Source organism: Pseudomonas sp. HLG18 (assembly GCF_051903985.1).
Taxonomy (GTDB): Bacteria; Pseudomonadota; Gammaproteobacteria; order Pseudomonadales; family Pseudomonadaceae; genus Aquipseudomonas; species Aquipseudomonas fluorescens_BT.
Genome location: NZ_CP195831.1, coordinates 2091272 through 2116554, shown reverse-complemented (window position 1 = coordinate 2116554; position 25283 = coordinate 2091272). Strand labels below are relative to the sequence as shown.

The 25283-nt window shown below is 58.7% G+C and carries 21 protein-coding genes and 2 pseudogenes; 13 read left to right on the top strand and 10 right to left on the bottom strand.

Annotated features, from left to right (window positions below; translation table 11 throughout):
* Window positions 1-310 precede the first annotated feature (310 nt).
* From ACSPX5_RS09655 to ACSPX5_RS09625, 7 genes are all read left to right on the top strand, one after another.
* On the top strand, window positions 311-979 hold the full coding sequence (locus ACSPX5_RS09655) for a GntR family transcriptional regulator (RefSeq protein ID WP_169430446.1): 669 nt from the start codon (window positions 311-313) through the stop codon (window positions 977-979).
* 79 nt (window positions 980-1058) lie between these two features.
* Window positions 1059-1865: an ABC transporter substrate-binding protein gene (locus tag ACSPX5_RS09650; protein ID WP_439821563.1), complete on the top strand. Its 807-nt coding sequence runs from the start codon at window positions 1059-1061 to the stop codon at window positions 1863-1865.
* 11 nt (window positions 1866-1876) lie between these two features.
* Window positions 1877-2653, top strand: coding sequence for an amino acid ABC transporter permease (locus ACSPX5_RS09645; RefSeq protein WP_085730925.1), 777 nt, complete (start codon window positions 1877-1879; stop codon window positions 2651-2653).
* Between the two features lie 2 nt (window positions 2654-2655).
* A complete protein-coding gene (locus ACSPX5_RS09640) occupies window positions 2656-3435 on the top strand; it encodes an amino acid ABC transporter ATP-binding protein (RefSeq protein ID WP_169430443.1) in 780 nt (259 codons plus the stop codon).
* Between the two features lie 20 nt (window positions 3436-3455).
* The gene (locus tag ACSPX5_RS09635; RefSeq protein ID WP_439821562.1) at window positions 3456-3599 is read left to right on the top strand and encodes a hypothetical protein; all 144 of its coding nucleotides are present in this window, start codon (window positions 3456-3458) and stop codon (window positions 3597-3599) included.
* A 12-nt stretch (window positions 3600-3611) separates the two neighbouring features.
* Window positions 3612-5222: a gamma-glutamyltransferase family protein gene (locus ACSPX5_RS09630; protein WP_439821561.1), complete on the top strand. Its 1611-nt coding sequence runs from the start codon at window positions 3612-3614 to the stop codon at window positions 5220-5222.
* A 123-nt stretch (window positions 5223-5345) separates the two neighbouring features.
* The gene (locus tag ACSPX5_RS09625; RefSeq protein ID WP_439821560.1) at window positions 5346-5846 is read left to right on the top strand and encodes a cupin domain-containing protein; all 501 of its coding nucleotides are present in this window, start codon (window positions 5346-5348) and stop codon (window positions 5844-5846) included.
* A gap of 449 nt (window positions 5847-6295) precedes the next feature.
* Here the strand turns inward: ACSPX5_RS09625 and ACSPX5_RS09620 are convergent.
* The 4 genes and pseudogenes from ACSPX5_RS09620 to ACSPX5_RS09605 form a co-directional block, all read right to left on the bottom strand.
* A pseudogene (locus tag ACSPX5_RS09620) lies at window positions 6296-6735 on the bottom strand (peptide-methionine (S)-S-oxide reductase MsrA).
* Window positions 6728-7654 carry a homocysteine S-methyltransferase family protein gene (locus tag ACSPX5_RS09615; RefSeq protein ID WP_439821559.1) on the bottom strand — a complete coding sequence of 309 codons (927 nt, stop codon included), beginning with the start codon at window positions 7652-7654 and terminating at the stop codon, window positions 6728-6730. The pseudogene ACSPX5_RS09620 and the gene ACSPX5_RS09615 overlap by 8 nt, the downstream one beginning before the upstream one ends.
* Window positions 7651-8628, bottom strand: coding sequence for an ABC transporter substrate-binding protein (locus tag ACSPX5_RS09610; RefSeq protein ID WP_439822021.1), 978 nt, complete (start codon window positions 8626-8628; stop codon window positions 7651-7653). The genes ACSPX5_RS09615 and ACSPX5_RS09610 overlap by 4 nt, the downstream gene beginning before the upstream one ends.
* Before the next feature lie 87 nt (window positions 8629-8715).
* Window positions 8716-10770, bottom strand: a complete 2055-nt coding sequence (locus tag ACSPX5_RS09605; protein WP_439822020.1) for an ATP-binding cassette domain-containing protein — start codon at window positions 10768-10770, stop codon at window positions 8716-8718.
* Window positions 10771-11241: 471 nt separating this feature from the next.
* On the opposite strand from ACSPX5_RS09605, the gene ACSPX5_RS09600 reads away from it, so the two are divergent.
* The 4 genes from ACSPX5_RS09600 to ACSPX5_RS09585 all read left to right on the top strand — a co-directional run bounded on the left by ACSPX5_RS09600 (window position 11242) and on the right by ACSPX5_RS09585 (window position 16289).
* Window positions 11242-12177, top strand: a complete 936-nt coding sequence (locus ACSPX5_RS09600) for a LysR family transcriptional regulator (protein WP_439821558.1) — start codon at window positions 11242-11244, stop codon at window positions 12175-12177.
* A 173-nt stretch (window positions 12178-12350) separates the two neighbouring features.
* The gene (tcuA, locus tag ACSPX5_RS09595) at window positions 12351-13802 is read left to right on the top strand and encodes an FAD-dependent tricarballylate dehydrogenase TcuA (protein ID WP_439821557.1); all 1452 of its coding nucleotides are present in this window, start codon (window positions 12351-12353) and stop codon (window positions 13800-13802) included.
* Window positions 13789-14946, top strand: coding sequence for a tricarballylate utilization 4Fe-4S protein TcuB (gene tcuB / locus ACSPX5_RS09590; protein WP_439821556.1), 1158 nt, complete (start codon window positions 13789-13791; stop codon window positions 14944-14946). The genes tcuA and tcuB overlap by 14 nt, the downstream gene beginning before the upstream one ends.
* A gap of 44 nt (window positions 14947-14990) precedes the next feature.
* Window positions 14991-16289 carry an MFS transporter gene (locus ACSPX5_RS09585; protein ID WP_439821555.1) on the top strand — a complete coding sequence of 433 codons (1299 nt, stop codon included), beginning with the start codon at window positions 14991-14993 and terminating at the stop codon, window positions 16287-16289.
* 110 nt (window positions 16290-16399) lie between these two features.
* On the opposite strand, the pseudogene metC reads toward ACSPX5_RS09585, so the two are convergent.
* A pseudogene (metC, locus tag ACSPX5_RS09580) lies at window positions 16400-17714 on the bottom strand (cystathionine beta-lyase); the annotation flags it as partial.
* A 25-nt stretch (window positions 17715-17739) separates the two neighbouring features.
* Window positions 17740-18462 carry an SDR family NAD(P)-dependent oxidoreductase gene (locus ACSPX5_RS09575; RefSeq protein ID WP_439821554.1) on the bottom strand — a complete coding sequence of 241 codons (723 nt, stop codon included), beginning with the start codon at window positions 18460-18462 and terminating at the stop codon, window positions 17740-17742.
* 304 nt (window positions 18463-18766) lie between these two features.
* On the opposite strand from ACSPX5_RS09575, the gene ACSPX5_RS09570 reads away from it, so the two are divergent.
* Window positions 18767-19711 (top strand): GlxA family transcriptional regulator, encoded by a 945-nt coding sequence (locus tag ACSPX5_RS09570; RefSeq protein ID WP_439821553.1) that lies wholly within the window; start codon window positions 18767-18769, stop codon window positions 19709-19711.
* Window positions 19712-20107: 396 nt separating this feature from the next.
* Here ACSPX5_RS09570 and ACSPX5_RS09565 read toward each other — a convergent pair whose 3' ends face one another.
* The 4 genes from ACSPX5_RS09565 to ACSPX5_RS09550 all read right to left on the bottom strand — a co-directional run bounded on the left by ACSPX5_RS09565 (window position 20108) and on the right by ACSPX5_RS09550 (window position 24167).
* Entirely contained in the window at window positions 20108-21214 is a 1107-nt protein-coding gene (locus ACSPX5_RS09565; RefSeq protein ID WP_439821552.1) for an alkene reductase, read from the bottom strand.
* 236 nt (window positions 21215-21450) lie between these two features.
* Complete coding sequence (locus tag ACSPX5_RS09560; RefSeq protein ID WP_439821551.1) at window positions 21451-22206, bottom strand: SDR family oxidoreductase; 756 nt, start codon at window positions 22204-22206, stop codon at window positions 21451-21453.
* A 59-nt stretch (window positions 22207-22265) separates the two neighbouring features.
* The gene (locus tag ACSPX5_RS09555; protein ID WP_439821550.1) at window positions 22266-22946 is read right to left on the bottom strand and encodes an alpha/beta hydrolase; all 681 of its coding nucleotides are present in this window, start codon (window positions 22944-22946) and stop codon (window positions 22266-22268) included.
* A gap of 240 nt (window positions 22947-23186) precedes the next feature.
* Window positions 23187-24167, bottom strand: coding sequence for an MBL fold metallo-hydrolase (locus ACSPX5_RS09550; protein WP_439821549.1), 981 nt, complete (start codon window positions 24165-24167; stop codon window positions 23187-23189).
* A gap of 228 nt (window positions 24168-24395) precedes the next feature.
* On the opposite strand from ACSPX5_RS09550, the gene ACSPX5_RS09545 reads away from it, so the two are divergent.
* Window positions 24396-25283, top strand: a complete 888-nt coding sequence (locus tag ACSPX5_RS09545) for a LysR family transcriptional regulator (protein WP_439822019.1) — start codon at window positions 24396-24398, stop codon at window positions 25281-25283.

Here is a 25283-nt window from a genome sequence, read left to right as displayed (position 1 = left end):
TTTACTTGGTTAGTTGGTCTTTAAACTAGCAAGTTCACATTGAAAGAAAGATCCGGATGGAGGGTTGTCGGCGGCAGCTGTTTTCAATAGGTGTTACTGGGCTACCGTTCTGCACCTTTTCCGGTCTCGCAGTGAGCCATCAGGTAGCAAATCCCGATCTTCGTGCCGGCAAATCTGCTGGTTGTGCACGGCATCTTTTTTCCTTAATTCATTCAAATCAAACGCTTGGTGCATTGCTTCAGGTTTTGGCACGCATTCTGCTTTTGTGTATCCGTGGATTATTGGATACAAAAAGACAAAAGGTGCCGCCATGCAATTCGCTCCCGCCTTCGACCAGCGCCAACCGATGACCGCCGAGGAGGAGGCCTACAACTTTCTTCTGGAAGGCATCTGCGGCGGTCGTTACCGCAAAGGTGACCGGCTGATCGCCGAGGACATCGCCACTGAAATCGGCATGAGCCGGATGCCCGTGCGCGAAGCCTTTCGACGTCTGGATGCTCAGGGGCTGGTGACGCTGCGGCCCAATCGCGGTGCGATTGTCAGCGGTCTGGATGTCGAGCAAATGCACGAAGTCTTCGAGATGCGCAGCGCCCTGGAGGGGCTGGCGATCCGGGTGGCGGTGCCGAAGATCAATGAGCGTCAGTTGCTGGCGCTGGAACGACTGCTCGATGAAATGGATGACTACCGCGACGAGAGTGCGGCTTGGGTCAGCCGTCACCGCAAGTTCCATGAGTATCTGTGCAGTCTCAGTGGACGGCCTCGGCTGGTGAAGCAGATCAGTGCGCTCTATGCGCTGATCGAAGCCCCGATGCGCCTTTGGCTGCAGCACGTGGAAAAGCCGTTGAGTGCACGCCAGGAACACGTGGTGATCCTCGATGCGATACGCGCCGGTGATGCCGCCAAGGCAGAAGCGGTGGTGCGCGAACACATCGAAGGCACGGTGCCTGAGTTGATCAAGTTTCTGCAATCGGAACGATAACCACAGAGCGGGCAACGAACCCGCCAATGTTGTGACTTTGAGAACTGCCCCGTTACTAACCGAACTGGAGTGTCTGGTCATGCATACGTCTCGGCTGTTGTTGGCTGCAATTTCTCTGGGGCTCTGTACGCAGTGGGCGGTTGCCGCTCCTGCCGTACCGGAGCGTTTGCTCAAGGTCGACAAACTGACCTATTGCTCGGGCATGGATTCGCCGCCCCTTGTTTCCTTCGATGAAGCGCAAAAGCCAAAGGGCCTGACCGTCGATCTGGGCCTGGAGGTCGCCAAACGTCTGGGGGACAAGAAGGTCGAGTGGCGGGTGATTCCGTTTTCCGGATTGCTGCCGGCCTTGCTGGCCAAGCAGTGCGACATGATCGTCGACCAGTTGTTCGACAAGCCCGAGCGCCGCGAGGTGATCGACATCGTCAACTACATGTACTCCAGTCAGGCGGTGGTGGTGCCCAAGGGCAATCCGAAGGGGCTCAAGACCCTGGCCGATCTGAGCGGGCACAAGATCGCGGTACTCAACGGGTCGACCATCAAGACCTTGCTCGATACCGAGAATGAAAGCCTGGCCAGGGCCGGCAAGCCGCCGATGAAACTGGTGGTCTACAACACCGACACCGATGCATTCCAGGCCTTGCGGATCAGTCAGGTCGACGCTTATGGCACCACGGTGGAAACCGCCGGTTATTACGCCGCCATGGCCCCGGACCTGTTTGAGGAAGGCGTTCCGGCCTTCAGTCGGATCCTCACCGGCCTGGGTATTCGAAAGGATGATCCGCAATTGAGTGCTGCGGTCCAGCAGGTGATCGCCGACATGCGCAGCGATGGCAGCTACAACCAGCTCCTGAGTAAATGGCATGTCTCCAGCGACACGCTTGATTGAGGTAGGCGTTGATGAACTTCAATTGGGATGTGTTCTGGCAGTACCTGTTGCAGCCCAGCGGGGTCTACCTTACCGGGCTCTGGCTGACTTGCCTGATCAGTGTGCTGGCCATGTTGCTGGGTTGTGTTCTGGGGTTGGCCGCGGCGTTGCTGCGATTGTCGAAGAATCCTTTGCTGCATCTGCCGGTGCGCTTTTATGTGTGGCTGATGCGCGGGACGCCATTGCTGGTGCAGATCGTCTTTCTTTACACGGCACTGGCGGCGGGCGGGATTTTCCGCTTCGAAGACATTGAACTGTTCGGGCTGATGATCCCTGGCAATATCCAGGCCGCGATCATTGCGTTGGGCCTCAACGAAGGTGCGTACATGGCCGAGATCATCCGTGCCGGTATCGGCGCCGTCGACAAGGGACAGTACGAGGCCGGGCGTTCCCTGGGCATGACCTTCGCCAAGCTGATGCGTCGTATCGTCTTGCCGCAGGCGTTTCGGGTCATCGTTCCGCCACTGGGCAACGAGTTCAACGTGATGCTCAAAAATACGACCCTGGTCAGCGTGATCGGCGTGCAGGAGTTGTTGCTCAGCACGCAAATGGTCACCTCGGCGACCTTTCGGGTGTTCGAGTTGTACCTCGTGGTGGCGATCTATTTCCTGTTGCTCACGACGCTGTGGGGCTTTTTTCAGCGCTGGCTGGAGACCCGTTTCGGCCAGTCGGATCGACCTTCGTCGCCGCCGCCGGCATCCAGCCGGATGTTCGGCCGCAGCACGCTGAAATTGCTGAGGGGACGTTAATCATGGCGCACCAGAGTGACGAGCTGATCATCGAAGCGCTGAACATTCACAAGTCGTTCGGCGACCTCGAGATTCTCAAAGGGATTTCCCTGCAAGTGCGACGCGGTGAAGTGGTGGTGCTGATCGGCGCATCGGGGTCGGGCAAAACCACGTTTATCCGCTGCATCAATTTGCTGGAAGACATTCAGTCGGGACAGATCCGGGTCAACGGGCAGTCCATGGGCTATCGCACGAAGGCCGATGGCAGTCTGGTGCGGGACTCGGAGCGCAACATCGCCCGTCAGCGGCGGGACATCGGCATGGTGTTCCAGCGCTTCAATCTTTTTCCGCACATGACCGCGCTGGAAAATATCATCGAAGCACCGATTCAAGTGCTGGGTGTGCCGCGCAAAGCGGCGGAGAAACAGGCGAGGGCGCTGCTCAAGCGTGTCGGGCTGGCGGAGAAGGCCGACCATTATCCGTCGATGCTTTCCGGTGGCCAACAGCAACGGGTGGCAATTGCCCGGGCCCTGGCCATGAAACCCCAGGCCATGCTGTTCGACGAGCCCACCAGCGCCCTTGACCCGGAAACGGTTGGCGAGGTCCTGCAAGTGATGAAAGAACTGGCCGAGGAGGGCATGACGATGGTGGTGGTCACCCATGAAATGGGCTTTGCCCGTGAAGTCGCCGACCGTGTGGTGGTGCTCGATCAAGGTGAACTGATCGAGCAGGGACCGCCAGAACAGATCTTCAGTCACCCCACCCACCCCCGTACCCAAGCCTTTCTCAGTCGCGTGCTGTGAGATTCACAAGGATATTGACGATGCGTTTATCAAGCATGTTTGCAGCCCTGTGCTGCGCTGCCGTGGTGCCCATGATTCAGGCTGCCGACGAGGTGGTGAAAGTCGACAACGGGTCCGACTTGATTGCCCCCGACACCCTGAAAAACTTCGAAAACTTGCTTTGAAGAGCTTTTGCCATGCTGAAATTTTCTGCTCATGAGTATCCGTATCCGTCGCAACGTCAATGCGTGTTTGCCCGTCGTGGCATGGTGGCGGCGTCTCAGCCTCTGGCCGCTCAGGCCGGCATCGAGATGATGCAAAAAGGCGGCAATGCGATCGATGCTGCCATCGCCACGGCTGCCGCGCTGACCGTGGTCGAGCCAACAGGGTGCGGGATTGGCGGGGACGCTTTTGCTCTGGTCTGGTTCAAGGATCAGCTACATGGACTCAATGCCAACGGCCATGCACCGGCTGCTTTGAGTATCGAAGCAGTCAGGGCCGATGGCCATGAACAAATGCCGCTGTATGGCTGGACGCCGGTGACGGTGCCTGGCTGCCCGTCGGCCTGGGCCGAGCTTTCTCAACGCTTTGGAGTATTGCCGTTTGCTGATTTGCTGCAACCGGCGATCAGCCTTGCGCGGGATGGTTTTCCGTTGTCGCCAGTGGTTGCCCATCAGTGGCAGGTTGCTTTGGATGAGTTCAGCCCTCATCGCGACGAGGTGCTGGACGCCTGGTTCGATACTTTCCTGATTGATGGCCGCGCACCGAGGGCAGGGGAGCTGTTTCGCAATCCAGCGCAAGCGCGGACGCTTGAAGCGTTGGCGCAGAGCCGCTGTGAAAGCTTGTATCGCGGCGCGCTCGCCCAACAGTTGGATGCTCATTCAAGGGCGACTGGCGGGTATTTGCGAGCCGAGGATCTGGCGCATTATCGCGCGCAGTGGGTGGAGCCGATCCACGTCAATTATCGTGGTGTGGATGTCTGGGAAATCCCACCGAGCGGCCAGGGTCTGGTCGCGTTGATGGCGCTGAAGATTCTCGAGGGTTTTGAGTTTGATCATCGTGACAGCCAGCAGACCTGGCATCATCAGTTGGAGGCGATGAAACTGGCCTACAGCGATGGTTTGCACTACATCACCGATCCACTGCACATGCGCGTGGCGGTGGCCGATCTGTTGAGTGATGACTACAGCGCCCGGCGTCGTGGGCAGATCGGCGATAAAGCTCAGCCACCCCGGCCTGGCGATCCGCATGCCAGCGGCACCGTGTATCTGGCGACGGCCGATGGACAGGGCAACATGGTTTCGTTTATCCAGAGCAATTACCACGGGTTTGGCTCGGGTGTGGTGCTGCCTGACAGCGGCATTGCGCTGCAGAACAGGGGGCAGGAATTCAGTCTTGATCCGCAACACTCCAACTGTCTGGCTCCGGGCAAGAAGACGTTTCATACGATTATTCCGGGGTTTCTGACCAAGGACGGTAAGGCACTTGGGCCGTTTGGCGTGATGGGCGGATACATGCAACCTCAGGGGCATGTGCAGATGGTCATGAACCTGGTGGATTTCGGATTGAATCCGCAGTCGGCGCTGGACGCTCCACGCTGGCAATGGCTGGGAGGGATGAAGGTGGGGATTGAGCAGGGGGCTTCGAGGGATTTGGCCAATGCCCTGGCGCGACGTGGGCATGAGGTGCAGATCGCCTGTGATCTGACCGATTATGGACGAGGGCAGATCATTCTTCGTGATCCGGTCAGTGGTGTGCTTTGTGGCGGGACTGAGCCGAGGGCGGATTCGCATATTGCAGCGTGGTAAGGCAAAGAGTGTAAGTGTAGCGAACGTCTTCGAATATGTCGTAATTGTAGGTTAACTACACTAAATGAGTCTTTAGTTGAGCTAAGCAAAAAACTGTGCTCAGTCAATGGAGAAGGTCATCAAATGAACGCCAAAGACGTGATTTCCGTCCTGGACCTGGAAGCTCACGTCGAGGGCGGCTATTTCCGCAGGAAATTTCAGGCAGATCATCTAGACATGCTCGAAACCCGGAGCGGTCCACGTTATTTGATGACGTCCATTTATTACCTGTTGACCGAAGACTCACCGGTCGGCCAGTTTCATTTCAACCAGTCGGACATCCTGCATTTTTTCCATCTGGGCGACGCCATCGAGTACAGCCTGATTCATGCTGACGGTTCGTTGCAGACGTTGGTGATGGGCAGCGATGTTCTGGCAGGACATCATTTGCAACTGCACGTACCGGGCGGAATCTGGAAAGCCTCCAGACTGCTGAACGGCTCGAATGGCTTTGGTTTGATCAGCGAAGCCGTCTCACCAGGGTTTGATTTCGCGGACATGGAAATGGGAAATCGACAGAAACTTATGGCCCAATATCCACAACACCGAGCGCTGATTGAAAAGCTGACGCGTGACGAGGATTGAGAGCCGTACATTTGAATAGCGAGATCATCAGGCATCCATAGCCTTGGGGCGTTGCTGCAGATTGAAATCGTGTGTGCAACCGGGCTGGTCGCGTAATATTTTGTTACGTGTAATGTATATTATGTTAAATGACAGATCATGTCGTAGATGTTCATGAGCTGCCTAAGGCGCTGATTCGACAAACCCGCTTCTGGCGTTCACTCTCACAATGGACCATGTCCTTCGTGTTCATGACAAGTCCTTGAATGAGGTGACTGACAATGAAGCTGATTCAGTGCCGTTTCTCTTCAGGTCAGCGTGTACCGCTGCTGGTGCAAGCTGGTAACGCCGCGCCGTTGCCCTTAATCATTCCATTCATCTACGTCCAACTTGAACTCAGGCACCGTGCGTGCAACACGGCTGCGGCGCACCTGCGAGCGATCCAGGACGTCAAAGGCGTTGCATATGCATCAAATGGAACAGGCGCTGCCACCGTGTTTTTCAAGGTAGCGCTGATGTTCTTCATCCGCCTTTTGAAATTCACCCAGTGGCAGGATCACCGTAGCCACTGGCTTGCCCAACTGGCCACTGGCATCCAGCTGCTGCCTGGCGACAAGCGCCAGTCGGGCCTGCTCGGCACTGTTGAAGAACTGCGCGGAACGGTATTTCGCCCCGACGTCCGCACCCTGTCGGTCGACTGACGTGGGATCGTGCAGTGTCCAGAAGTGTTCGAATCGAAGTCGACTTGCACGACTTCGATCAGGGTGGCGTCGCCCAGGTCTGACCGCGCAAACCCGACGCGTGTGTCGAGCACACCCGGCAATGCCCGGAATGAGGCTTCCGCCCCCCAGAAACAGCCGGCACCCAATGTCGCCTGCTCTGGCAGAACGTCGCCTGGAACATCACTCATGCGCGGCCTCCTCCCCCTTTAGATATTGCAGGTGCAAATGCAACTGGGCGATATGCTCCGGGCCGATCCCACAGCATCCGCCGACAATGCTGGCCCCTGCGGCAACCCATGACTTCGACCAGTCCAGGTAGGACTCGGGGCCCAGATCGCGCCGAATGTCCAACAAATCGCTATTGGCCTCGGCTTTGGCACTGACAGGGGGGAAAGCATTGGCATAAACCCCCAGTTCGACAGGATGATCCAGGTTTTCAATCACAGCGCGTGCCTCAATCAAGGCCGCGACCATCACTTCCGGCTGGCTGCAATTGAAGAGCACCGCCTTGGCCCCCAGCTCAGCCGCCACGCGAACCGCATCGGCAACGGCCTCGTTTGAGCGTAATCGCGGTTCCCGACCCTCTTCATCCAACAGCGTGAATGACACCCAGAGTGGCGCGGGATCCGTTCCGAGGGCTTCGACCACCGCCCGCACTTCAGCAATGGAGCTTTGCGTTTCGGCCAGCCACACATCGACGTGCGTTCGCAATCCGGCAATGAGTTCGCGGTGGATCGCTACTGAACGCTGATGATCGAACAGATCCGGCCGGTACGACCCCAACGCCGGCGGCAACGACCCGGCCACGGTGACCGCATCGGTACTTTCGTCGGCGGCCTGCCGCGCCAGCCGTCCGGCGCGCTCAGCCAGCGCTCTTCCCTGCTCGGCAAATCGCTCGTCGCCAATATGAAAAGGCACCACCGCATAGCTGTTGGTGGTGATGATCCGAGCGCCCGCTGTCACGAACGCCTGATGCGCCTGCAGCACATACTCGGGCGCTTCGATCAGCGCGAGGGCCGACCATTCCGGTTGACGGAACGGCGCGCCGATTCGCTTCAACTCGCGTCCCATGCCACCATCGAGTACACGTACGTTCGCTCTGGTCATTGGGCTGAACTCACTTGCGGCGCCTGCGATACAAACCACTGGTCAACAGTAGAAGGGTTGGCCTGAACCCAAGCCTTGGCGGCGACGTCTGCTGGCTGTTTCTCCTTTTCGATCTTCTGGATCAAACCGTTCAACTGTGCCGGGTCGATGGCGAAATTGTGCAGAAACTCGGCAACTTTCGGCGCGCGCTTTTGCAGTGCGGTGGAAGCCAGGACGTACACCTTGGCATCCGGGAAGGCGCAGGTGATGTGGCTCTTGTTCAGCCAGTCGGGATCGACGGTCGGGCTGACGAATTTCCAGCAGCCATCCGCCTTGTAGAGAGGATCTTCTTTTTTGTTGTCCTGGGCGTAGCCATCGAACGCGGGTTCTTCCAGGCGACGCAGATCATAGGCCGAGAAAATCCAGTCAGGGGTGTAGGCGTAGAACACCACGCCGCGTTGCGCCTTGTAAGCCGAGGCCAGTTTGGCGTAGGTCACCGAGGCTTCCGTCGACACGGATTCGAATTTATCGGCGAAGCCGTAATCCTTGGCCTTGATCTGGCCGATATACGTCGACTCCCAGCCCGCCGGCCCCACCAGCAGTTCGGCCTTGCCGCCGCCCACTGGCTCGAAGAGCTTGGCCACTTCCGGTTTTTTCAGGTCGTAGATCGATTTGACGCCGTACTTGTCTTGCAGATAACCGGGAATGTAGAAGCCTTGTTCGCCGGCATAAGGGTGAGCATTGGGTACCAGTGAGCGGGTGCCGCCGGTGACGTACCTGGCCCACGCTGCCGACTGATTGGGCAGCCAGATGTCAGTCAGCACATCCACAGAACCGTCGCCCTTGGCCGCCGCACTGAACAGCACCGGCACGTCCCCGGCCAGATACGACACATCACCGTCCAGACGGGTTTTGATCACCTCTCCCAGAATGTGTTGAATGGCGATGGCCCCCGTCCAGTTCTGCTCGCCAATGACAATTTTGTCCTTGGCCATCACGCTGGCCGGCACGATCAGGGAAGCCAGCACTGCGGCTGTACTCAGGTTACGCAATAGATGTTTTGTCACGATAAGTCTCACAGTTCAGTTATGCAGATGGTCTTGCTTGCGCAAGCTCGATTGAATGATTCGATCGGGAATCAATGCACACAGCACGATCGCCACGCCGGCCAGCACGCCCTCGCCGCCCTTGATATTGCGCAACGCCGTCATGACGTCGTAACCCAACCCTCCAGCGCCGATCAGGGCAGCAACCACCACCATCGACAGGCTCATGACAATGGTCTGATTGATCCCCAGCAACAGGGATCGTCGCGCCAGCGGCAGTTGCACCTTCACCAGGGTTTGCCAGGGGGTTGCTCCATGGGCGATTGCCGCTTCCACGGCATCCTTCGGGACTTCCTGAATGCCCAGGGACGTCAGACGAATCATCGGTGCCAGGGCGAAAATCACCGTCGCAATGACCGCCGGGGTCTTGCCCACGGAGAAGAACGCCACAGCGGGAATCAGATAGACAAAGGTCGGCAGGGTCTGCATGACATCCAGCAAGGGCGTGAGCAGCCTGCGGGCAAACGGCCGCTTCGCCAGCAGAATGCCGGTGGGTACGCCGATCACCAGTGCGATCAATACCGAAGAACCAACCAGCGCCAGGGTTGCAATCGTCCGCTCCCAAAACCCGAACAGGCCGATATACAACAACGCTGCGCTGCTGGTGAGCGCCAGGGCCAGGCCCGCCGAGCGCCAGGCCAGCAATATCAGCGCCAACGCACAAACCGGCCAAGGCAGCCAACCGAGCAGGGTTTCGATCCCTTCAATGACCGTGCGAACCGCAACGATCACGCCGACAAAAGCGCTCTCGAATGTCACCTGTGACCAACCAATAAAATCATCCAGGCTCTGTGCAGTCAGTAACAGCGCCTGGCGGCTGGCCGGGAACTGCAAGAACGCCTGTGTGGTATCGGGCGTCAACACCCGCCAGATCACCAATGCCTGACTGACCAGCAGCACCGCCAGCGGCAACGCCCAACTCGAAACGGCGCGCCGCACCGGTTGACGGCTCAGCGAATACGCGGTGAAACGACTGGCTGCCAGCACGGCCAATCCCACCACGACCGATATCCAGGATGCGCTCGCAATGCCTTGCACCGCAGTGGCCAAGGCCGCGAGTTCTGCGGCGAACCCGAGCCAGAACAACCCGCCTCTGCCCCGCGCCGCCAGCGCTGCCGGCCCGAGAAACAGGGCTTGCCAGCCGCGCAAGCCCGACTGAACCGGTTGCTCCTTCGGTGCCGTTTCGGGAACCTGACGTACCGCGCCACCGGCATCGTGCAATACCGGTGCGGCTGGAAGGCAATCGCGGAAAAAATCCGCGACCTCAGCATCGGCCGGCGTCTCGAGCAGCTGTTTCGGGGTGCCCGACTGCACCAGACGTCCCTGGCGCAATACCGCTATCCGGTCAGCGAGACGTACCGCTTCGGCAGGATCGTGAGTGACCAGCAACGTGGTGATCCCGCGCTCGCGTACCAGCGCCAGAAAGTGGCTTTGCAGGTCTCGCCGGATGGTCGGATCCAGTGCGCTGAAAGGCTCGTCCATTAGGAGAATATCCGGATCAGTCACCAATGCTCGCGCGAGACCGACCCGTTGCTGCATACCGCCGGACAACTCGTGAGGATAATGCTCGCCCCATCCCTCCAGGCCCATCGCCTGTAACTGTCGGGTGGCCGCTGCGTGCCGGACGGCCTCGGATTCGCCGCGCAACTCCAGAGGCAGCGCAACGTTGTCCAGCACTGTGCGATGGGGCAAAAGACCAAAATGCTGGAACACCATGCCGATTCGCCGCGAGCGCAAATCCCGCAACGCTTTGTGGCTCAAGCCGCTGATAGCCTGACCTTCAATCAAGACCTCACCGCTGGTGGGTTCGATCAAACGATTGATATGGCGAAGCAAGGTCGATTTGCCGCTGCCGGAGGTGCCCATCAGGCACAGCACTTCGCCGCGCCGGACCTTCAAGCTGACATGGTTGACAGCCGGCAACGGCGACCCGCCTTTGCGCACATAAGCTTTAGTGACGCCTCGCAGTTCGAGGACAACATCGCCCTCCTCGGCGCTATCGTCGATGGGTGGGGCCAATCGCTCAGGCAAGTCGACCTGTACCGTTGCCAAAGAGGTTTGAATAAGTGTCACGAGGGCTCCGGGCAACGAACCGCTGACGGCCAGATATATGGCCGTTCAGGGTAGAAAAAATGGACAGGAGCCTCAGGCAATGACCGCGGACAGGGTCGGCCTGAGGCAAAAAAAACGCCGCAAGCGAGGCGCTGCACGTCTCCTTTGCTAAAAGCTAAACGATCTTAAAAATATTAAATAAATATCTTTTTGGAATTAGCTTAGGCTTTCCCGCCCGGTTTTCCGGCTGCGGTCTCTGCAGCGATTTGATCCTTCCGAGAGCCACTCGAAACGAGTCTTTTGCAGTCACGTCAGAACGCTGATTTTCTGGCTCTACCGCCCACGATGTTTGACTGTCACGGCATAACCTCTCACGCTGACAAGGCAGTGCTGCCACAGGAAATCCCGGGTAGCTCGGTAACCCTTCAACCTGACGTGGAGCGGCAACGCTTGGAATTGAGACAGCTGCGCTATTTCGTAAAAATCATCGAACACGGCAGTCTGGGACGCGCCGCTCTTGAGCTGGATGTCGGCGTGTCAGCCCTCAGCCAACAGATCGCGAAACTGGAAAGTGAGCTGTCGACGCGCCTGCTTAATCGCACCACGACCGGCGTCACTCCGACCAGTTCCGGCACGGCGTTCCTGCACCACGCCCAGTTGTGCCTGCGACAGGCCGAAAACGCGATACTGGCCGCCCACCGTGGGCGAATGAGTGGCTATGTCACTGTCGGCATGGCCCCCACCACCGCCACTGTGCTTGCGCTGCCGTTGATCAACGCGATGCGCGAGCGCTACCCGGATATTCAATTGCACCTGGTCGAAATGCTGTCCGGGCACCTGGCCACGCAGCTCAATGCCCGCCAGATCGATCTGGCCATTGTGTTTCAACTCGAAGGTGGCAAGCGCTGGAGCGTGACGCCGCTGCTCGACGAAAAGCTGTTTGTCATCAGCTCACCGCAACTGCCCCACGCACCACAGGGCAGCCGTGTGCAACTGGCGGATCTGGGGCAACTTCCCCTGGTGATGCCGACTGCACAACACGGTTTGCGATCTACCCTGACGGTGGCGTTCGAACGTTCGGGGTTGGCGCCCAACATCATCATGGAAGTGGACGGTCTGGCCGTGTTGATGAACGCTGTACGCGCAGGCCATGCGGCGACCATCCAGCCCGGCGCGGCAGCTGCGCTCAGCGGTGAGTCGGGATTGTCAGTGGTGGAAATTTCCGATGTGCATGTCGGTCGACGAAACCTGCTGGCGACACTGCCCGATGACGAACTGTCTCCCGCGGCCCTCGCGGCGCGACGGGTCATCACCGATGTCGCTCGGCAGTTGGTCATGGATCGCCAATGGCCGGGGGCCTCGTGGATCGAGGATCCCGCGCCCTGAGCCTCGCGCGCCCGCTTCGCGCGTTTCAATGCCGGCGCTTTGCGCGCCAAAGCCTTTACGAAAACTGAACACCCCGACTCGTTTCGCGCCTTTCGAGGACAGGACGACCGCTCTACCTTTCCCCACTCGCGAGGAGTACTTCGTTCATGCCTCCTTGCGATTGAGGAGTAATGATGATCGATGTATTAGTGATCGGCGGTGGTAATGCCGCCCTGTGTGCCGCGTTGATGGCCCGCGAGGCCGGGGCCAGCGTCATGCTGCTGGAAGGCGCACCGAAAATCTGGCGCGGCGGCAATTCGCAACACACCCGCAACCTGCGTTGTATGCACGACGCACCGCAAGACGTGTTGGTCGATGCCTATCCCGAAGAGGAATATTGGCAGGATCTGCTGAAAGTCACCGGTGGGATGACCAACGAAAAGCTCGCACGCCTGGTCATCCGCGCTTCGTCGAACTGCCGTGACTGGATGCGCTCCCATGGTGTGCATTTCCAACCGTCGCTGTCGGGCGCGTTGCATGTGGCGCGTACCAATGCGTTTTTCATGGGCGGCGGCAAAGCGCTGGTCAATGCGTACTTTCGCAGTGCCGAGCGGCTGGGCGTCAAGATCCGCTACGACGCTCAAGTCACTGATATCGAGTTGAACGGCAAAGCGTTCGTCGCCGCGCATATTGGTGAACGGGAAGTCGAAGGTCGGCATTTCCCCGCCGAGCGCATTGAAGCCAAATCCTGCGTTCTGGCGGCTGGCGGTTTCGAATCCAATCGCCAATGGCTCCGCGAAGCCTGGGGGCAGAACGAGCGCGGAGAATGGCCTTCCGACAACTTTCTGATCCGCGGGACGCGCTTCAATACCGGCGTACTGCTGCGGCGCATGCAGAGCCTGGGGGCCGATTTTATCGGTGACCCGACTCAAGCGCACATGGTCGCCATCGACGCCCGGGCCCCGCTGTATGACGGGGGTATCTGCACCCGCATCGATTGCGTCTCGCTGGGCGTGGTCGTCAATCGCGATGGCGAACGCTTCTATGACGAGGGTGAAGATTTCTGGCCCAAGCGCTATGCGATCTGGGGTCGCCTCGTGGCCGGACAACCCGGACAACAGGCCTATTCGATCATCGACCAGCAAGCCCTCGGCCGTTTCATGCCTCCGGTGTTTCCGGGCACCAAAGCCGACTCGCTGCAAGAGCTGGCCCGGCGGTTGAAGCTGCCCGTTGCGCCGTTCGTCAAAACCATCGAGCAATACAACGCCGCCTGCCGCGTCGGTACGTTTGACCACACCGCGCTGGACGATTGCCACACCGAAGGTCTGATCCCCGCCAAAACCCACTGGGCCCGTCCCTTGGTCAAGCCCCCCTTCTGCGCCTACCCGCTCAAGCCAGGCGTGACCTTTACGTATCTGGGGCTGGCGACCGACGAAACCGCAGCCGTTCACTTCGATGGTCAGGCGAGCCCCAACCTGTTTGTCGCCGGAGAAATGATGGCGGGCAACGTATTGGGCAAGGGCTATACCGCCGGCATCGGCATGGCCATCGGTACTGCCTTCGGTCGCATCGCCGGTGCGCAGGCCGCCGCAGCGGCTGGCTTGCCGACCCCTTCAATCACGGAGCCCCACCATGCAGCTGTTTGATCCCGAGGCACCGGGCCATCTGATTCCCGTACTCAACCTTGATGAAAGTGAAGTTCAGCGACAACTGACCGTTTGCAATGCCTGCCGTTATTGCGAAGGCTTCTGTGCTGTATTCCCTGCCATGACCAGACGCCTGGAGTTTGCCCAGGCAGATATCCACTACCTGGCGAACCTTTGTCATAACTGCGGGGCGTGCCTGCATGCCTGCCAGTATGCGGCCCCTCACGAATTCGAAATCAATGTGCCCAAGGCCATGGCCAAAGTCCGCCTCGACACTTATGCCGAGTACGCCTGGCCACGGGTGCTGGGCAAGTTGTACCAGCGCAACGGGCTGACGCTTGCGCTGGCCTCAGGTGCGGGATTGGCATTGTTTCTCTGCCTGACATTGATGGTGATGGGCAATCTGTTTACTGCCATGCCCGGCGGGAATTTCTACGGGATTTTCCCGCATGACACCCTGGCATTGATGTTTGGTGCGGTGTTTGGTTTCGCGATCCTTGCATTGACGATTGGCGTGCGGCGTTTCTGGCGCAACGTATCACCGCCAGCGGCACCCCGGCCGCAAACGTCAGCGGCTGCGCTGGAAGCCGCGGCCAACGTCGCCCGGCTCAAATATCTGGACGGCGGGCATGGCGAGGGCTGCAACAACGCCGATGACCGGTTCACCCTGTGGCGGCGGCGCTTTCACCATTTCACCTTCTACGGCTTCATGCTGTGTTTTGCCGCCACCGGTGTGGCCACGCTTTACCATTTTCTGCTGGGCTGGTCGGCGCCTTATCGCGTCTTGAGTCTGCCGGTGATGCTGGGCATCGCAGGCGGCGTCGGCCTGCTGATAGGCCCGGCAGGCCTGTTGTGGTTGAACCTGCGTCGCCACCCCGAGCACGGCGACGAAAAGCAGAAACCCATGGATCGCGGTTTTATCGCGTTGCTGTTCCTGGTCAGTGCCAGCGGCCTGGCGCTCCTGGCCGTTCGCGAAAGCGTTGCCCTGGGCTTGATGCTGGCGATCCATCTCGGTCTGGTCATGGCGTTTTTCCTGACCATGCCCTACAGCAAATTCGCTCATGGCATTTTCCGCAGCGCCGCGCTGCTCAAGTACGCCATCGAAAAACGCCAACCCAACCCGATCAATGCCGCAAACGACTGATCGGCGACGCATTTCCAAAAACAATATTGATCACCACGGTAGCCATGATGAAAACAACAACACGAGACAGCCGATCCCAAGGGTCGAAACTGGGCGCCATCCTGCGGGTCACCAGCGGCAACTTTCTCGAACAGTTCGATTTCTTTCTGTTCGGGTTCTATGCAACGTACATCTCGCAGACTTTCTTTCCTGCCACCAGTGAGTTCGCCTCGTTGATGATGACCTTCGCGGTGTTCGGCTCGGGTTTTCTGATGCGCCCGCTGGGCGCCATCGTGCTGGGCGCCTATATCGACAAGGTGGGCCGGCGCAAGGGACTGATCGTGACGCTGTCGATCATGGCTGCGGGTACGGTCTTGATTGCCCTGGTGCCGGGTTACGCCAGCATCGGCATCGCCGCGCCGATACTGGTGCTGCTCGGGCGACTGTTGCAGGGATTTTCTGCAGGAGCGGAAATGGGCGGTGTTTCCGTGTACCTGGCTGAAATCGCCACGCCGGGCCGTCGAGGATTCTTCACCAGTTGGCAATCGGCCAGTCAACAAGTGGCGATCATTCTGGCGGCGGCGTTGGGTTATGCCATCAACTCAGCCATGGAGGCAGCCGAGGTCGCAGCCTGGGGCTGGCGTATCCCGTTTTTCATTGGCTGCCTGATTATCCCGTTCATCTTCGTCATTCGCCGTTCGCTACAGGAAACCGATGCCTTCAAGGCGCGCAGCCACCACCCGAGCGCCGGTGAAGTCTTTCGCTCGATGCGCGACAACTGGCGTACGGTACTGGCCGGCGGCCTGCTGGCATCGATGACGACCACCACGTTCTATCTCATCACCGTCTACACACCGACGTTCGGTCGCACCGTGCTGAACCTGAGCACCACCGACAGTCTGGTGGTCACGCTCTTCGTCGGCCTCAGCAATTTCATCTGGTTGCCCATCGGAGGCACGCTCTCCGATCGTATCGGTCGTCGCCCCTTGCTGCTGGCAGTCACTGTGCTGTGCATTTTCAGCGCTTATCCCGCCATGCACTGGCTGGCCGCGGCGGCAAGTTTCGAGCGACTGCTGGCCGTGCTGCTGTACTTCTCTTTTTTCTTTGGCATTTACAACGGCGCGATGGTGGCGGCATTGACCGAGGTCATGCCGCAAAACGTGCGAGTGGTAGGATTTTCACTGGCATTCAGTTTGGCGACGGCGCTGTTTGGTGGTTTTACCCCCGCCGTATCGACAATTCTGGTACAGGCAACAGGTGACAAGGCCTCGCCGGCGTACTGGCTGATGTTTGCCGCCGTGTGTGGATTCACAGCGACAACGATCCTGTATCGCAGACCCAAAGCCGTGCCTGTCAACGCTTGATCGACTCATCGACGGGCTGACGTCCAGCAGCAGACTCAGCCCGGTTTTGATGGAGTGTTCCGCGCCCGTGCAGGCGCTACCTCAGAGTCCCCTCACTGAGTGAGCGAACATCAAACGGCACGACCTTCATCCCTCTCCAAAGCCGCAAACCCGCGCTGCAGATCTTCAATCAAGTCGGCGACACTCCAGACCGACGTGCAAGCGCAACACCGGATTCAACAAGCGATCCGCCGCACTGCCGCGATCCCCGGTATCGGCCACGGTGATCAGACTTTCAAAACCGCCCCAGGAAGCCCCCAATCCGAACAGTTGCAGCGCATCGATGAAGCGTTCCACGTACGCGACGTCCGTTTCACACAATTCAAAGGACAGCAGGCCATTGCTGCCAATGAAGTCCCGGCGCCACAAGGCATGGCCGGGATGATCGTGCAAGGCCGGATGGAACACCTGCTTCACCTGCGGGTGTGCCTGTAACCAGTGAGCGACTTCCAGAGCCTGACGCTCATGCACTTGCAGTCGTGACGCGAGCGTTCGAGCGCCACGCAGCACCAGATACGCATCGTCAGGGCTGACGGTCGTTCCAAAGCTGTCGCTCATGGCCGCCAGTGCGGGCCATGCGTCTTCGGTCGTGCAGACGCTGCCCATGACCACGTCACTGTGGCCGCTCAGGTATTTGGTCAGTGCCATGATCGAGATATCTGCACCGAGCGCCAAGGGACGGTACAGGTAACCGGAGCCCCAGGTATTGTCGACAGCCAGCAGGATACCTCGCGGTTTGCACAGGGCAGCCATGGCCGGCAAGTCGCACAGTTCATACAACAACGAGCCAGGCACTTCGGTGTAGACCATTCGGGTATTGGCTTGCAGCCGGACCTCCAGGTCACGGCCGTCGGCCGCGAAATAGCTGACTTCAATGCCGAAGGGCTGAAGAAACTCTCGTGCCAGGCGTCGCACCGGCGCGTATACCGCGTCGGTGATCAGCACATGGTCACCGGGTCGCAGATAAGCAAGAAACGTCTGTGCGATCGCTGCCAACCCGGTACCGTACAAGCGCGTGCGATACCCACCCTCCAGCTCGGTGACCAGGTCTTCGAGGGCGAACGCCGTCGGATTGCCGCGCGCGCCAAAACTCAGCACCCGCTCGCTATCACGACGAGCACGGGCGTCACGCATTTGCGCCAGGTTGTCGAACAACACCGTGCTCAAGCGAGTCACCGGCACATTGACTGCGCGGCCACCGGCCCCCTGGGCCAGTGCCGAATGCACCAGCCGCGTATGCACGTGCGACAGCGTGCTGCTCACACCACCTGCCAGCACATAGGCTTCATGCCGCGCCTGACGCAGCCAGCTCGCGACAATCCGGGCGCGGACACCATCGCTGTCGATCAGCACCAGTCGTGCCTGGCGCACGCCGATATACAGATCGCACGCATTCGCTACTCACCTCAGGTCAATGAAGCAGACGTGCAGGTGATACGATATTGGGCGCCGCTGCTAACCTACTGAGCAATTCCAGCCGGGCAACCTCGAATTTATTCCATATCACCCGATCGGCAAACTTGGGTAGCGAGATGGCTTCTCCAGAATCAAAATCCTCTAGCGCGGCATCCACAATGGCCACTGCGCTTTGATATTGGATTTGCTGTGAACCTGCATACAAAATTGCTTGAACTCGTACTGCGACTTTATTGAAATGCTGCCGCAGCGCGTGGGAGAGCGAGAGTAAAAAAGCGCTGTTCGCCGACTCAATGGCAGCACCGGAACTCGCCTCGAACACGGGCACCAGATTGATTACCGTTCCGGTGCCCCTCTTTACGAAACCATTTGCCAATGCGTAGAACAAGCGTACGGGAGCAGTGATCCCCAAGGCGATTGTGGCCCCTATCTCATTTTCCTCAGTGATGTCGTGATGGTTGATGAGCAATGTGATACTGGCGTCCTGGCTTAACAAGGCCTCGATGCGGACAACTTCGGCGGACACTGCCAAATCAGCATTCAGCACTTCCACCGATCGTCCGCTGGAGTCAGTGAGCGCTGCAGCAAGCGTCAATAATTGCGGCCGATCCACCGCAATTAAAATCAAGTCGTAGCCCCGCTGAGTCAGTCGGTGGGCGAAAGCTATGCCTATTGCTGTACCAGCGCCGGTTATAACGGCCGTGCCTTTATGAGTCATGCGGTTTGCTCCAAAGGCGGTGCATGAAGTAGGGCCAGAGTAGTGAACGCCCGTATGTCGGTAAAGGCCGTAAAACCATCATTTTCGGCCTTGGTCTGGTCAAGTTCATGGCCGAAATATTGGCGTTCCGAAGTTTCTCGTACCTCAGTATCGGCCTTACTGAATTTATCCGGCGTAAAACGCTACCCCCCTCTAAATCGCGGTTCTGCTTGCAGTCCCGCGATTTTCGCGCATGCTTACGTTTCGCCTGTCACCAGACATCCATGCCTCAAGCCAGTGTTCAACTGGGCGAACGGGAGTTTTTATGCAAAGTGTGGCGTTAATCGTACGGCCCGATTTTCAGGTGATGAGCCTTGCCGCGCTTTCAGCTTTCGAGTTTGCCAACCTGGCCGCGGGTGAAAAACTCTACGACATCAGTGTGCTATCCGAGCATGGTGGCTTGGTCGCCAGCTCCCTGTTCACGTCGGTTGATACTCAGCAGTTCAACAAGACTGATTTCGATACCGTCTTGATCAGCGGTGCAATGGATCGCAGTTCGGCGTCGGACGGTATTCACTCCTTTCTGGTTGAAGCCAATGCACATTCACGGCGGGTAGGCGCTTTGTGCGTCGGTGCTTTCGCGCTTGCCGAGTCCGGATTGCTCGATGGCCGCCGAGCAACAGTGCACTGGGCTCGCGCCAAGGAAATGCGCGACAGATTCCCTGCAATCAAGGTCGAAGAAGATCGCATCTTCATCATCGATGGCAAGATCTGGACCTCGGCAGGCATGACTGCTGCGCTCGATTTAACCATCGGTATGGTCGAGAAGGATTACGGTGCCGCGCTGGCCCGGACCGTCTCGCAGCGGCTGGTGCTATACCATCGCCGCGCGGGTGGGCAGTCCCAGCATTCGGCGATGCTGGAACTGAGTCCGAGCTCCGACCGCATTCAGCAAGCGCTGGACTTTGCTCGAAAAAACCTGCACCGCGACCTTTCAGTAGAAGACCTGGCGGATGCGGCGTGCCTGAGTCCTCGGCAATTCAGTCGAAGCTTTCGCGAGCAGACCGGAAGCTCCCCCGCCAAGGCCATCGAAAATCTGCGCCTGGAGGCCGCCCGGTTGATGATCGAACAGGGGCGCCTGACGCTTGAAGCGGTGGCCTCGGAGACCGGATTTGGCGACCGCGAACGTATGCGCCGGGCGTTCTTGCGCGTATATGGCCAATCCCCGCAATCGTTGCGCCGCACCTTCGGTTCTAACGCCGACGTATAAGCTTCTATTTTTTCGCAGCAGAATAGCGGCGGCCATTGGCCGCCGTTATTCATTCTTGGAACGCTACTTTTTGAGTATGTAGATCATTTAATGTGAAGGATGAAGTTGCGGTGCAGGTCGGCGGCCAGATGTATAGGCGAAAGCCAAGGCCGTTGCTGCGCAGAGGGCACTGACAAAGCCAAGGTTAGCCAATGAGCTGTAGTGCAATGTCAGAGAACCGAGACCCGGCAGGATGACTGCGCGCGGGCCTCTTCGGTCTACCGCCCGGCCGCTGATGGCCAGGCCGATTGCGGCTGAAACACCCCAGCCAAATAGCACGAAACCACATAAAAAAGCCCCCGCTAGGGGGCTTCGTTTGGTATCTGCGCTAAAGCAACTCGAGCTTGGCGAAAGATGTTACGCAATCGCTTCTTCTTTATAGAACTCGTAGTCGGTGTAACCCACCTCGGTACCGCCAAAAAAGGTCGGACGGTCATAAGCGTTCAGTGGCAGATTGTGACGCAGGCGCTCCGGCAAGTCCGGGTTGGCGATGAAGTGGCGACCGAAGGCCACCAGATCGGCGTCGCCAGCCTGAATGATGGCCTCGGCGGATTCGCCGTTAAAGCCACCGGCAGCAATGATCACGCCTTTGTAGTGTTTGCGCATCAGTTGGGCTGCGACCGGTGCCGGGTCGGCATTCTCGTCCTCGATGTTGCCCAGGATGCGCGGCTCGATCAGGTGCAGGTAAGCCAGGTTCAGCGGCGCCAATTGTTGCGCGACGTAGGTGAACAGACCTTCTGGATCGCTGTCCCCCATGTCACCCCAGGTGCCGCTCGGGCCGACACGTACCGCCACGCGATCACTGCCCCACACCGAAATCAGCGCGTTGGTCACTTCCAGCAGGAAGCGTGCGCGGTTCTCGAACGAGCCGCCGTAAATGTCGGTGCGCTTGTTGCTGTTGTCCTGCAGGAACTGGTCGATCAAATAGCCGTTGGCACCATGCAGTTCCACGCCGTCAAAACCGGCTTTCACGCCGCGCTCGGCAGCGCTGCGGAAGCTTTCTACCAGGTCTGCGATCTCTTTGAGGGTCAGGGCGCGGTTCGGGGTATTGGGTACCCAACCTTCGGTAGTGTAAGCAACGCCGCCGTGCAGCACTTCCGACGGGCCGACGGGGATGCTGTTTGCAGGCTGCACGTCGGCATTGGATTGGCGACCCGCATGATAAAGCTGCAGAAAGATCTTGCCGCCTTTAGCGTGCACGGCGTCAGTGACGTGTTTCCAGCCCACGATCTGGCTGTCGTCGAACAGGCCTGGTGCGCCGAGATAGCCGTTGCCGTTTGGTGCGGCGATGGTGGCTTCACCGATTAGGAAACCGCCTTCGGAAGTGCGCTGAGCGTAGTACTCGGCCATCAGGGCGCCAGGACGAGCGCCATCTTCGGCACGCATGCGGGTCAGTGGCGCCAATACAATGCGGTGGGCGAAGGTGAACCGCCCGACTTTAACTGGGGAATGAAGTTTGGACATGGTTGCCTCGATTGAAGTGTATGTGTAAAGCCTTTGGATATCTGCCCGGGTCGATCGCCATGTGGGCTTTCGGGGTTGGGGCGCTTGGCATCAGTAAAGGTGATTTTCTGGAGTGAATAAATGGGCCGCGTTTCCCATCACTTCGGACTTTTTGGCTGTAATGCTGGCGATCATGGAGGTCGAACTGTCGATGTCCGGATAACGGCGCCCGCACTCATGCAAGCGCCGCAAGGTGCTCACTGGGCGTAGAGTGCCAATAGCTGACCATTGAACTCAGTGACAAAGGCGTGTTCATCCGCCCCCGCATTAGCGCGCAATGGCTTGGCCCGCTCGACCAAAATCTCCACCGCGTCTGTGCCCAGCACCGCTATCGTCTCGGCAATAAACTCATCCAATGGCATCGCCAGTTCCGCTTCGGAGCTATCCATCAGCTCAGTACGTACCCATGGCGGCGCGATTTCCAGCACCTTGACCGAGGTATCGCGCAGCATGAAGCGCTGAGACAGTGCATAAGAATGCAGCGCGGCCTTGGTGGCGCTGTACACCGCCGTCAGCGCCATGGGCACGAAACCGAGTACTGAAGAGGTGTACGCCACATAGGCGTCATCGGCCTTCTTGAGGTGCTCGATCAGCGCCGAAGTCATGCGGATGGGGCCCATCAGATTGGTGGTAACGGTCGACACCAGCAATTCGTCATCCACTTGGCCGGCCGCAGTGTCCGGCAACATGATCCCGGCGTTATTGATCAGCACATTGAGCTGCGGGAATTCGTCGATCAACTGTTTCGCCACCGCGGTAATACTGGCTGGATCGGTGATATCCAATTCGACCGCGTGCATGCCCGGGTTGGCCGCAACGACGGCTTCCAGATGGCCCTTGCGCCGACCTGAGATAATTACCTGGTTTCCCAGCTTGTGCAGTGCTTCGGCCAGCCCACGGCCGATGCCAGAGCCGCCGCCGGTTATAAAGATGGTGTTTTGAGTGAGTTTCATGGGTGAGTCCTCTGAGGTTACAGAAATGCAAAGCGTGAACAATGGAGGGGACATATCGGTTACTTGGCGGCGCGAATGACCAGGTCGGCGACAGCCGCAGGTTTGGAAATCATTGAGCAATGGCCCGCATCGACATGGTCGCTGACGGCGCCAATCTTCTTCACCATCAGCTCTTGAAGTGCCGGTGCTATGGCGTTATCAAGGGTCGCCACCAGATACCAGCTGGGCTTGTACTGCCAGGCGGCTTGAGTGAGTGGTGCTGTGAGTGCCGCTACAGCGGTCGGACGCTGGTTTTCAAACAGCTGATGCTTCTCCTGCGCACTCACATCCTGAGCAAAGCCTTCATGGACACCCTCGTAAGTGAGGCTCGACGAGCCCGCCTGATCTATGCGGATCTCGGCACTCATCAGCGACGGCTCGGCCAATGCGGTCAGCCCCAAAGCTGATTCGCCAACGTCAGGGGTAAAGGCGTTGATATAGACGAGGCCCGCCACCTTGGCGTGAACACCTGCCTCGCTGATGACCGCACCGCCATAGGAATGGCCCACCAGCAACACCGGTCCTGGAGCCGCGGCGATTGCCTGGGACACAACGTCGGCATCTGCTGCCAGTGACGTCAGCGGCAGGTTGACCGTGGTCGTGCTCAGGCCGGCAGCTTCGATCAAGGCGCGCGATTTGTTCCAGCTGGTGCTGTCGGCCCAGGCACCGTGTACAAGAATGACGTGTTCGATAGTGCTCATGCCTTCTCCTGATTCCGGGTAGACGGGCGGGTTGCCCGTGCTGTGAATTCAGGGTCTATGCTAGGCGCGAGCTAAGAAGCAGATGGGTCGAAATACCGACGTTTCGGGACATCTCACTGACTGCAGGATTGGCAGACTCTGCAGAGAGTGCAGCCAGCATTAAGGCAACTTTCTGTACAGTGATCACCCTTGGTTTGAATGATCACCTGCAGGTGGTTTTGTCTCTTGTCGATTGGGCCATCAGTTCAGGTTCATGAAGGTTACCGGCACCCATGAATAGCCTGTGTCTTCCTTGCGCAGGCGCCCAAAGCCAGGGAACGGCATATGAGCACCACCGACCAGGGTTTTGTCCTCTGCCAACTTCACGAAAAGGTCTTCGCGGGTCTTGATTGCGGTCGGTCCGTCAGCGTCGAACGCGATACCCACTTCGGGATGTGGCATTTGCACAGAGACGACGTGGGCAACGTCGCCCCAGATCAGCAGCGATTGGCTCTTGGACGAAACCCTGTAGCCTACATGCCCTGGCGTATGCCCCGGGATGGCAACGGGAGTAATGCCCGACACGATTTCATCCATGCCCTGCAATGGCTTCCATTTGCCAGCCGCCAGATAAGGCGCAGCAGCAGCCTGGGCAATCTGGAAGAATATTTTTGCGCCCTCCGGCGCTTTTTCCGCAATGTCCTTCGACAGCCAGAAGTCACTCTCGGTCTTCATCATGGAAATCTGTGCCTTCGAGAACACGCGCTGGCCTTTGGCGTCGTAGATTCCGCCAATGTGGTCGGCGTGCATATGGGTCAGCAACACCAGGTCGATTTGTGCGGGTTTGTAGCCAGCAGCCTTCAGGTTGTCAGTGAGCTTGCCAAGTGACGGCCCTCCCCAATGGCCTCCGGTGCCCGTGTCGATGAGGATGAGTTTTGAACCCGTATTGATGAGATAGCCCGTTACCGAACCGGACACCTTTTGCGGATCATCGAAAAACGATCGCAGCAGCAGCGACTGGATGAGAGCCGGGTCGCCGCTGAGTAGCGATGAATCAATACTGATGCCGCCATCGAAGAGTGCGGTGACCTCGAAATCGCCCATCATCATGCGATAGAAGCCCGGGACTTGCTTGTGTTGCATAGGCGCTGCGGCCTGAACCGGCTCGACTGAGAAAAGTCCTCCGCTGATAGCCAGCGTTACTGCAAAGACGGCGCGAGAAGCTAGCGTGGAGAATTTCATTCCCATTCCTTTTCGTTGGTAGAGGAGCACTGCAAAGGGACGAAGCCAACCGGCAACTCCCACTAGCGACCTACGGTACTGGCTGTTGATCTTAGTTCAGCATTCGAGAGGTCGTATTAAAAACGCGGCCAACGCCAACGCCTCGCTCCCTATTACTTCCCTTTCCAATTTCCCCGCCCGCCTCTACTCTGCCTTAACCCTTTCCCAGCACCGAGCACACCTCAAATGATGGACAGCCTCAGCGGCATCACGGCCTTCATTCAAGTCGCCGAAACCCGCAGCTTTACCGAAGCCGGTCGCTTGCTGGAGATCTCCTCCTCCGCCGTCGGCAAGAGCGTGGCGCGCATGGAAGAACGCCTGGGGGTGCGGCTGTTCCATCGCAGCACCCGCAGTGTCACCCTGACCACCGAAGGCGAGCTGTTCCTGGACCGTTGCAAGCGTATCCTCAGTGAAGTGGAAGCGGCAGAAATGGAATTGCTGGAACTGTCCGCCACCCCGCGCGGCAAGGTGCGCATCAGCGTGCCGATCCAGAACGTGTTGATCATGCCGGTACTGGCCGGGTTCATGCGTGCCTATCCGGAGATCGAGCTGGACGTGGACATGTCCGACCGCATGGTGGACGTGATCGAGGAAGGGTTCGACGCAGTGATCCGCACGGGCGCACCGCAGGATTCGCGGCTGATGGCGCGCAAGCTGGGGGGTTATCAATTGCAGTTGGTGGCATCGCCAGCGTATCTGGAGCGTCATGGCGATCCGACACACCCGGACGATTTGATCCGCCACGTGTGCCTGCTGCACAAGTTTCCGGCCACCGGGATGATTGAGCGTTGGCCGCTGCGCGTCGACGATACGCACATCGAGCCGAACCTGACGCGAGCATTGACCTGCACCACGATGGACCCGCTGACGTACCTGGCGATCGATGGGGTGGGGATTGCCTGCCTACCGGATTTTTCAATCCGCCAGCCGTTGGCCGATGGCAGGCTGAAAGTGGTGTTGGCGGACTACACCGACCACACTGGCAACCTGTGGATGCTCTGGCCTGCGTCGAAGCAGACCGCACCAAGGTTGCGAGTGTTGATCGATTTTTTCAAAGACAACATCTTGAAGGCTTGA

Excerpts from the sequence above, each read along its gene's own strand:
- ACSPX5_RS09550 (WP_439821549.1), bottom strand. The coding sequence starts at position 24,167 with ATGAAATTCTCCACGCTAGCTTCTCGCGCCGTCTTTGCAGTAACGCTG.
- tcuA (WP_439821557.1), top strand. The coding sequence starts at position 12,351 with ATGATCGATGTATTAGTGATCGGCGGTGGTAATGCCGCCCTGTGTGCC.
- ACSPX5_RS09610 (WP_439822021.1), bottom strand. The coding sequence starts at position 8,628 with ATGGCCAAGGACAAAATTGTCATTGGCGAGCAGAACTGGACGGGGGCC.
- ACSPX5_RS09635 (WP_439821562.1), top strand. The coding sequence starts at position 3,456 with ATGCGTTTATCAAGCATGTTTGCAGCCCTGTGCTGCGCTGCCGTGGTG.
- ACSPX5_RS09615 (WP_439821559.1), bottom strand. The coding sequence starts at position 7,654 with ATGACCAGAGCGAACGTACGTGTACTCGATGGTGGCATGGGACGCGAG.
- ACSPX5_RS09575 (WP_439821554.1), bottom strand. The coding sequence starts at position 18,462 with ATGACTCATAAAGGCACGGCCGTTATAACCGGCGCTGGTACAGCAATA.
- ACSPX5_RS09570 (WP_439821553.1), top strand. The coding sequence starts at position 18,767 with ATGCAAAGTGTGGCGTTAATCGTACGGCCCGATTTTCAGGTGATGAGC.
- ACSPX5_RS09545 (WP_439822019.1), top strand. The coding sequence starts at position 24,396 with ATGGACAGCCTCAGCGGCATCACGGCCTTCATTCAAGTCGCCGAAACC.
- ACSPX5_RS09640 (WP_169430443.1), top strand. The coding sequence starts at position 2,656 with ATGGCGCACCAGAGTGACGAGCTGATCATCGAAGCGCTGAACATTCAC.
- ACSPX5_RS09630 (WP_439821561.1), top strand. The coding sequence starts at position 3,612 with ATGCTGAAATTTTCTGCTCATGAGTATCCGTATCCGTCGCAACGTCAA.
- tcuB (WP_439821556.1), top strand. The coding sequence starts at position 13,789 with ATGCAGCTGTTTGATCCCGAGGCACCGGGCCATCTGATTCCCGTACTC.
- ACSPX5_RS09650 (WP_439821563.1), top strand. The coding sequence starts at position 1,059 with ATGCATACGTCTCGGCTGTTGTTGGCTGCAATTTCTCTGGGGCTCTGT.
- ACSPX5_RS09555 (WP_439821550.1), bottom strand. The coding sequence starts at position 22,946 with ATGAGCACTATCGAACACGTCATTCTTGTACACGGTGCCTGGGCCGAC.
- ACSPX5_RS09585 (WP_439821555.1), top strand. The coding sequence starts at position 14,991 with ATGATGAAAACAACAACACGAGACAGCCGATCCCAAGGGTCGAAACTG.
- ACSPX5_RS09560 (WP_439821551.1), bottom strand. The coding sequence starts at position 22,206 with ATGAAACTCACTCAAAACACCATCTTTATAACCGGCGGCGGCTCTGGC.
- ACSPX5_RS09625 (WP_439821560.1), top strand. The coding sequence starts at position 5,346 with ATGAACGCCAAAGACGTGATTTCCGTCCTGGACCTGGAAGCTCACGTC.
- ACSPX5_RS09565 (WP_439821552.1), bottom strand. The coding sequence starts at position 21,214 with ATGTCCAAACTTCATTCCCCAGTTAAAGTCGGGCGGTTCACCTTCGCC.
- ACSPX5_RS09645 (WP_085730925.1), top strand. The coding sequence starts at position 1,877 with ATGAACTTCAATTGGGATGTGTTCTGGCAGTACCTGTTGCAGCCCAGC.
- ACSPX5_RS09655 (WP_169430446.1), top strand. The coding sequence starts at position 311 with ATGCAATTCGCTCCCGCCTTCGACCAGCGCCAACCGATGACCGCCGAG.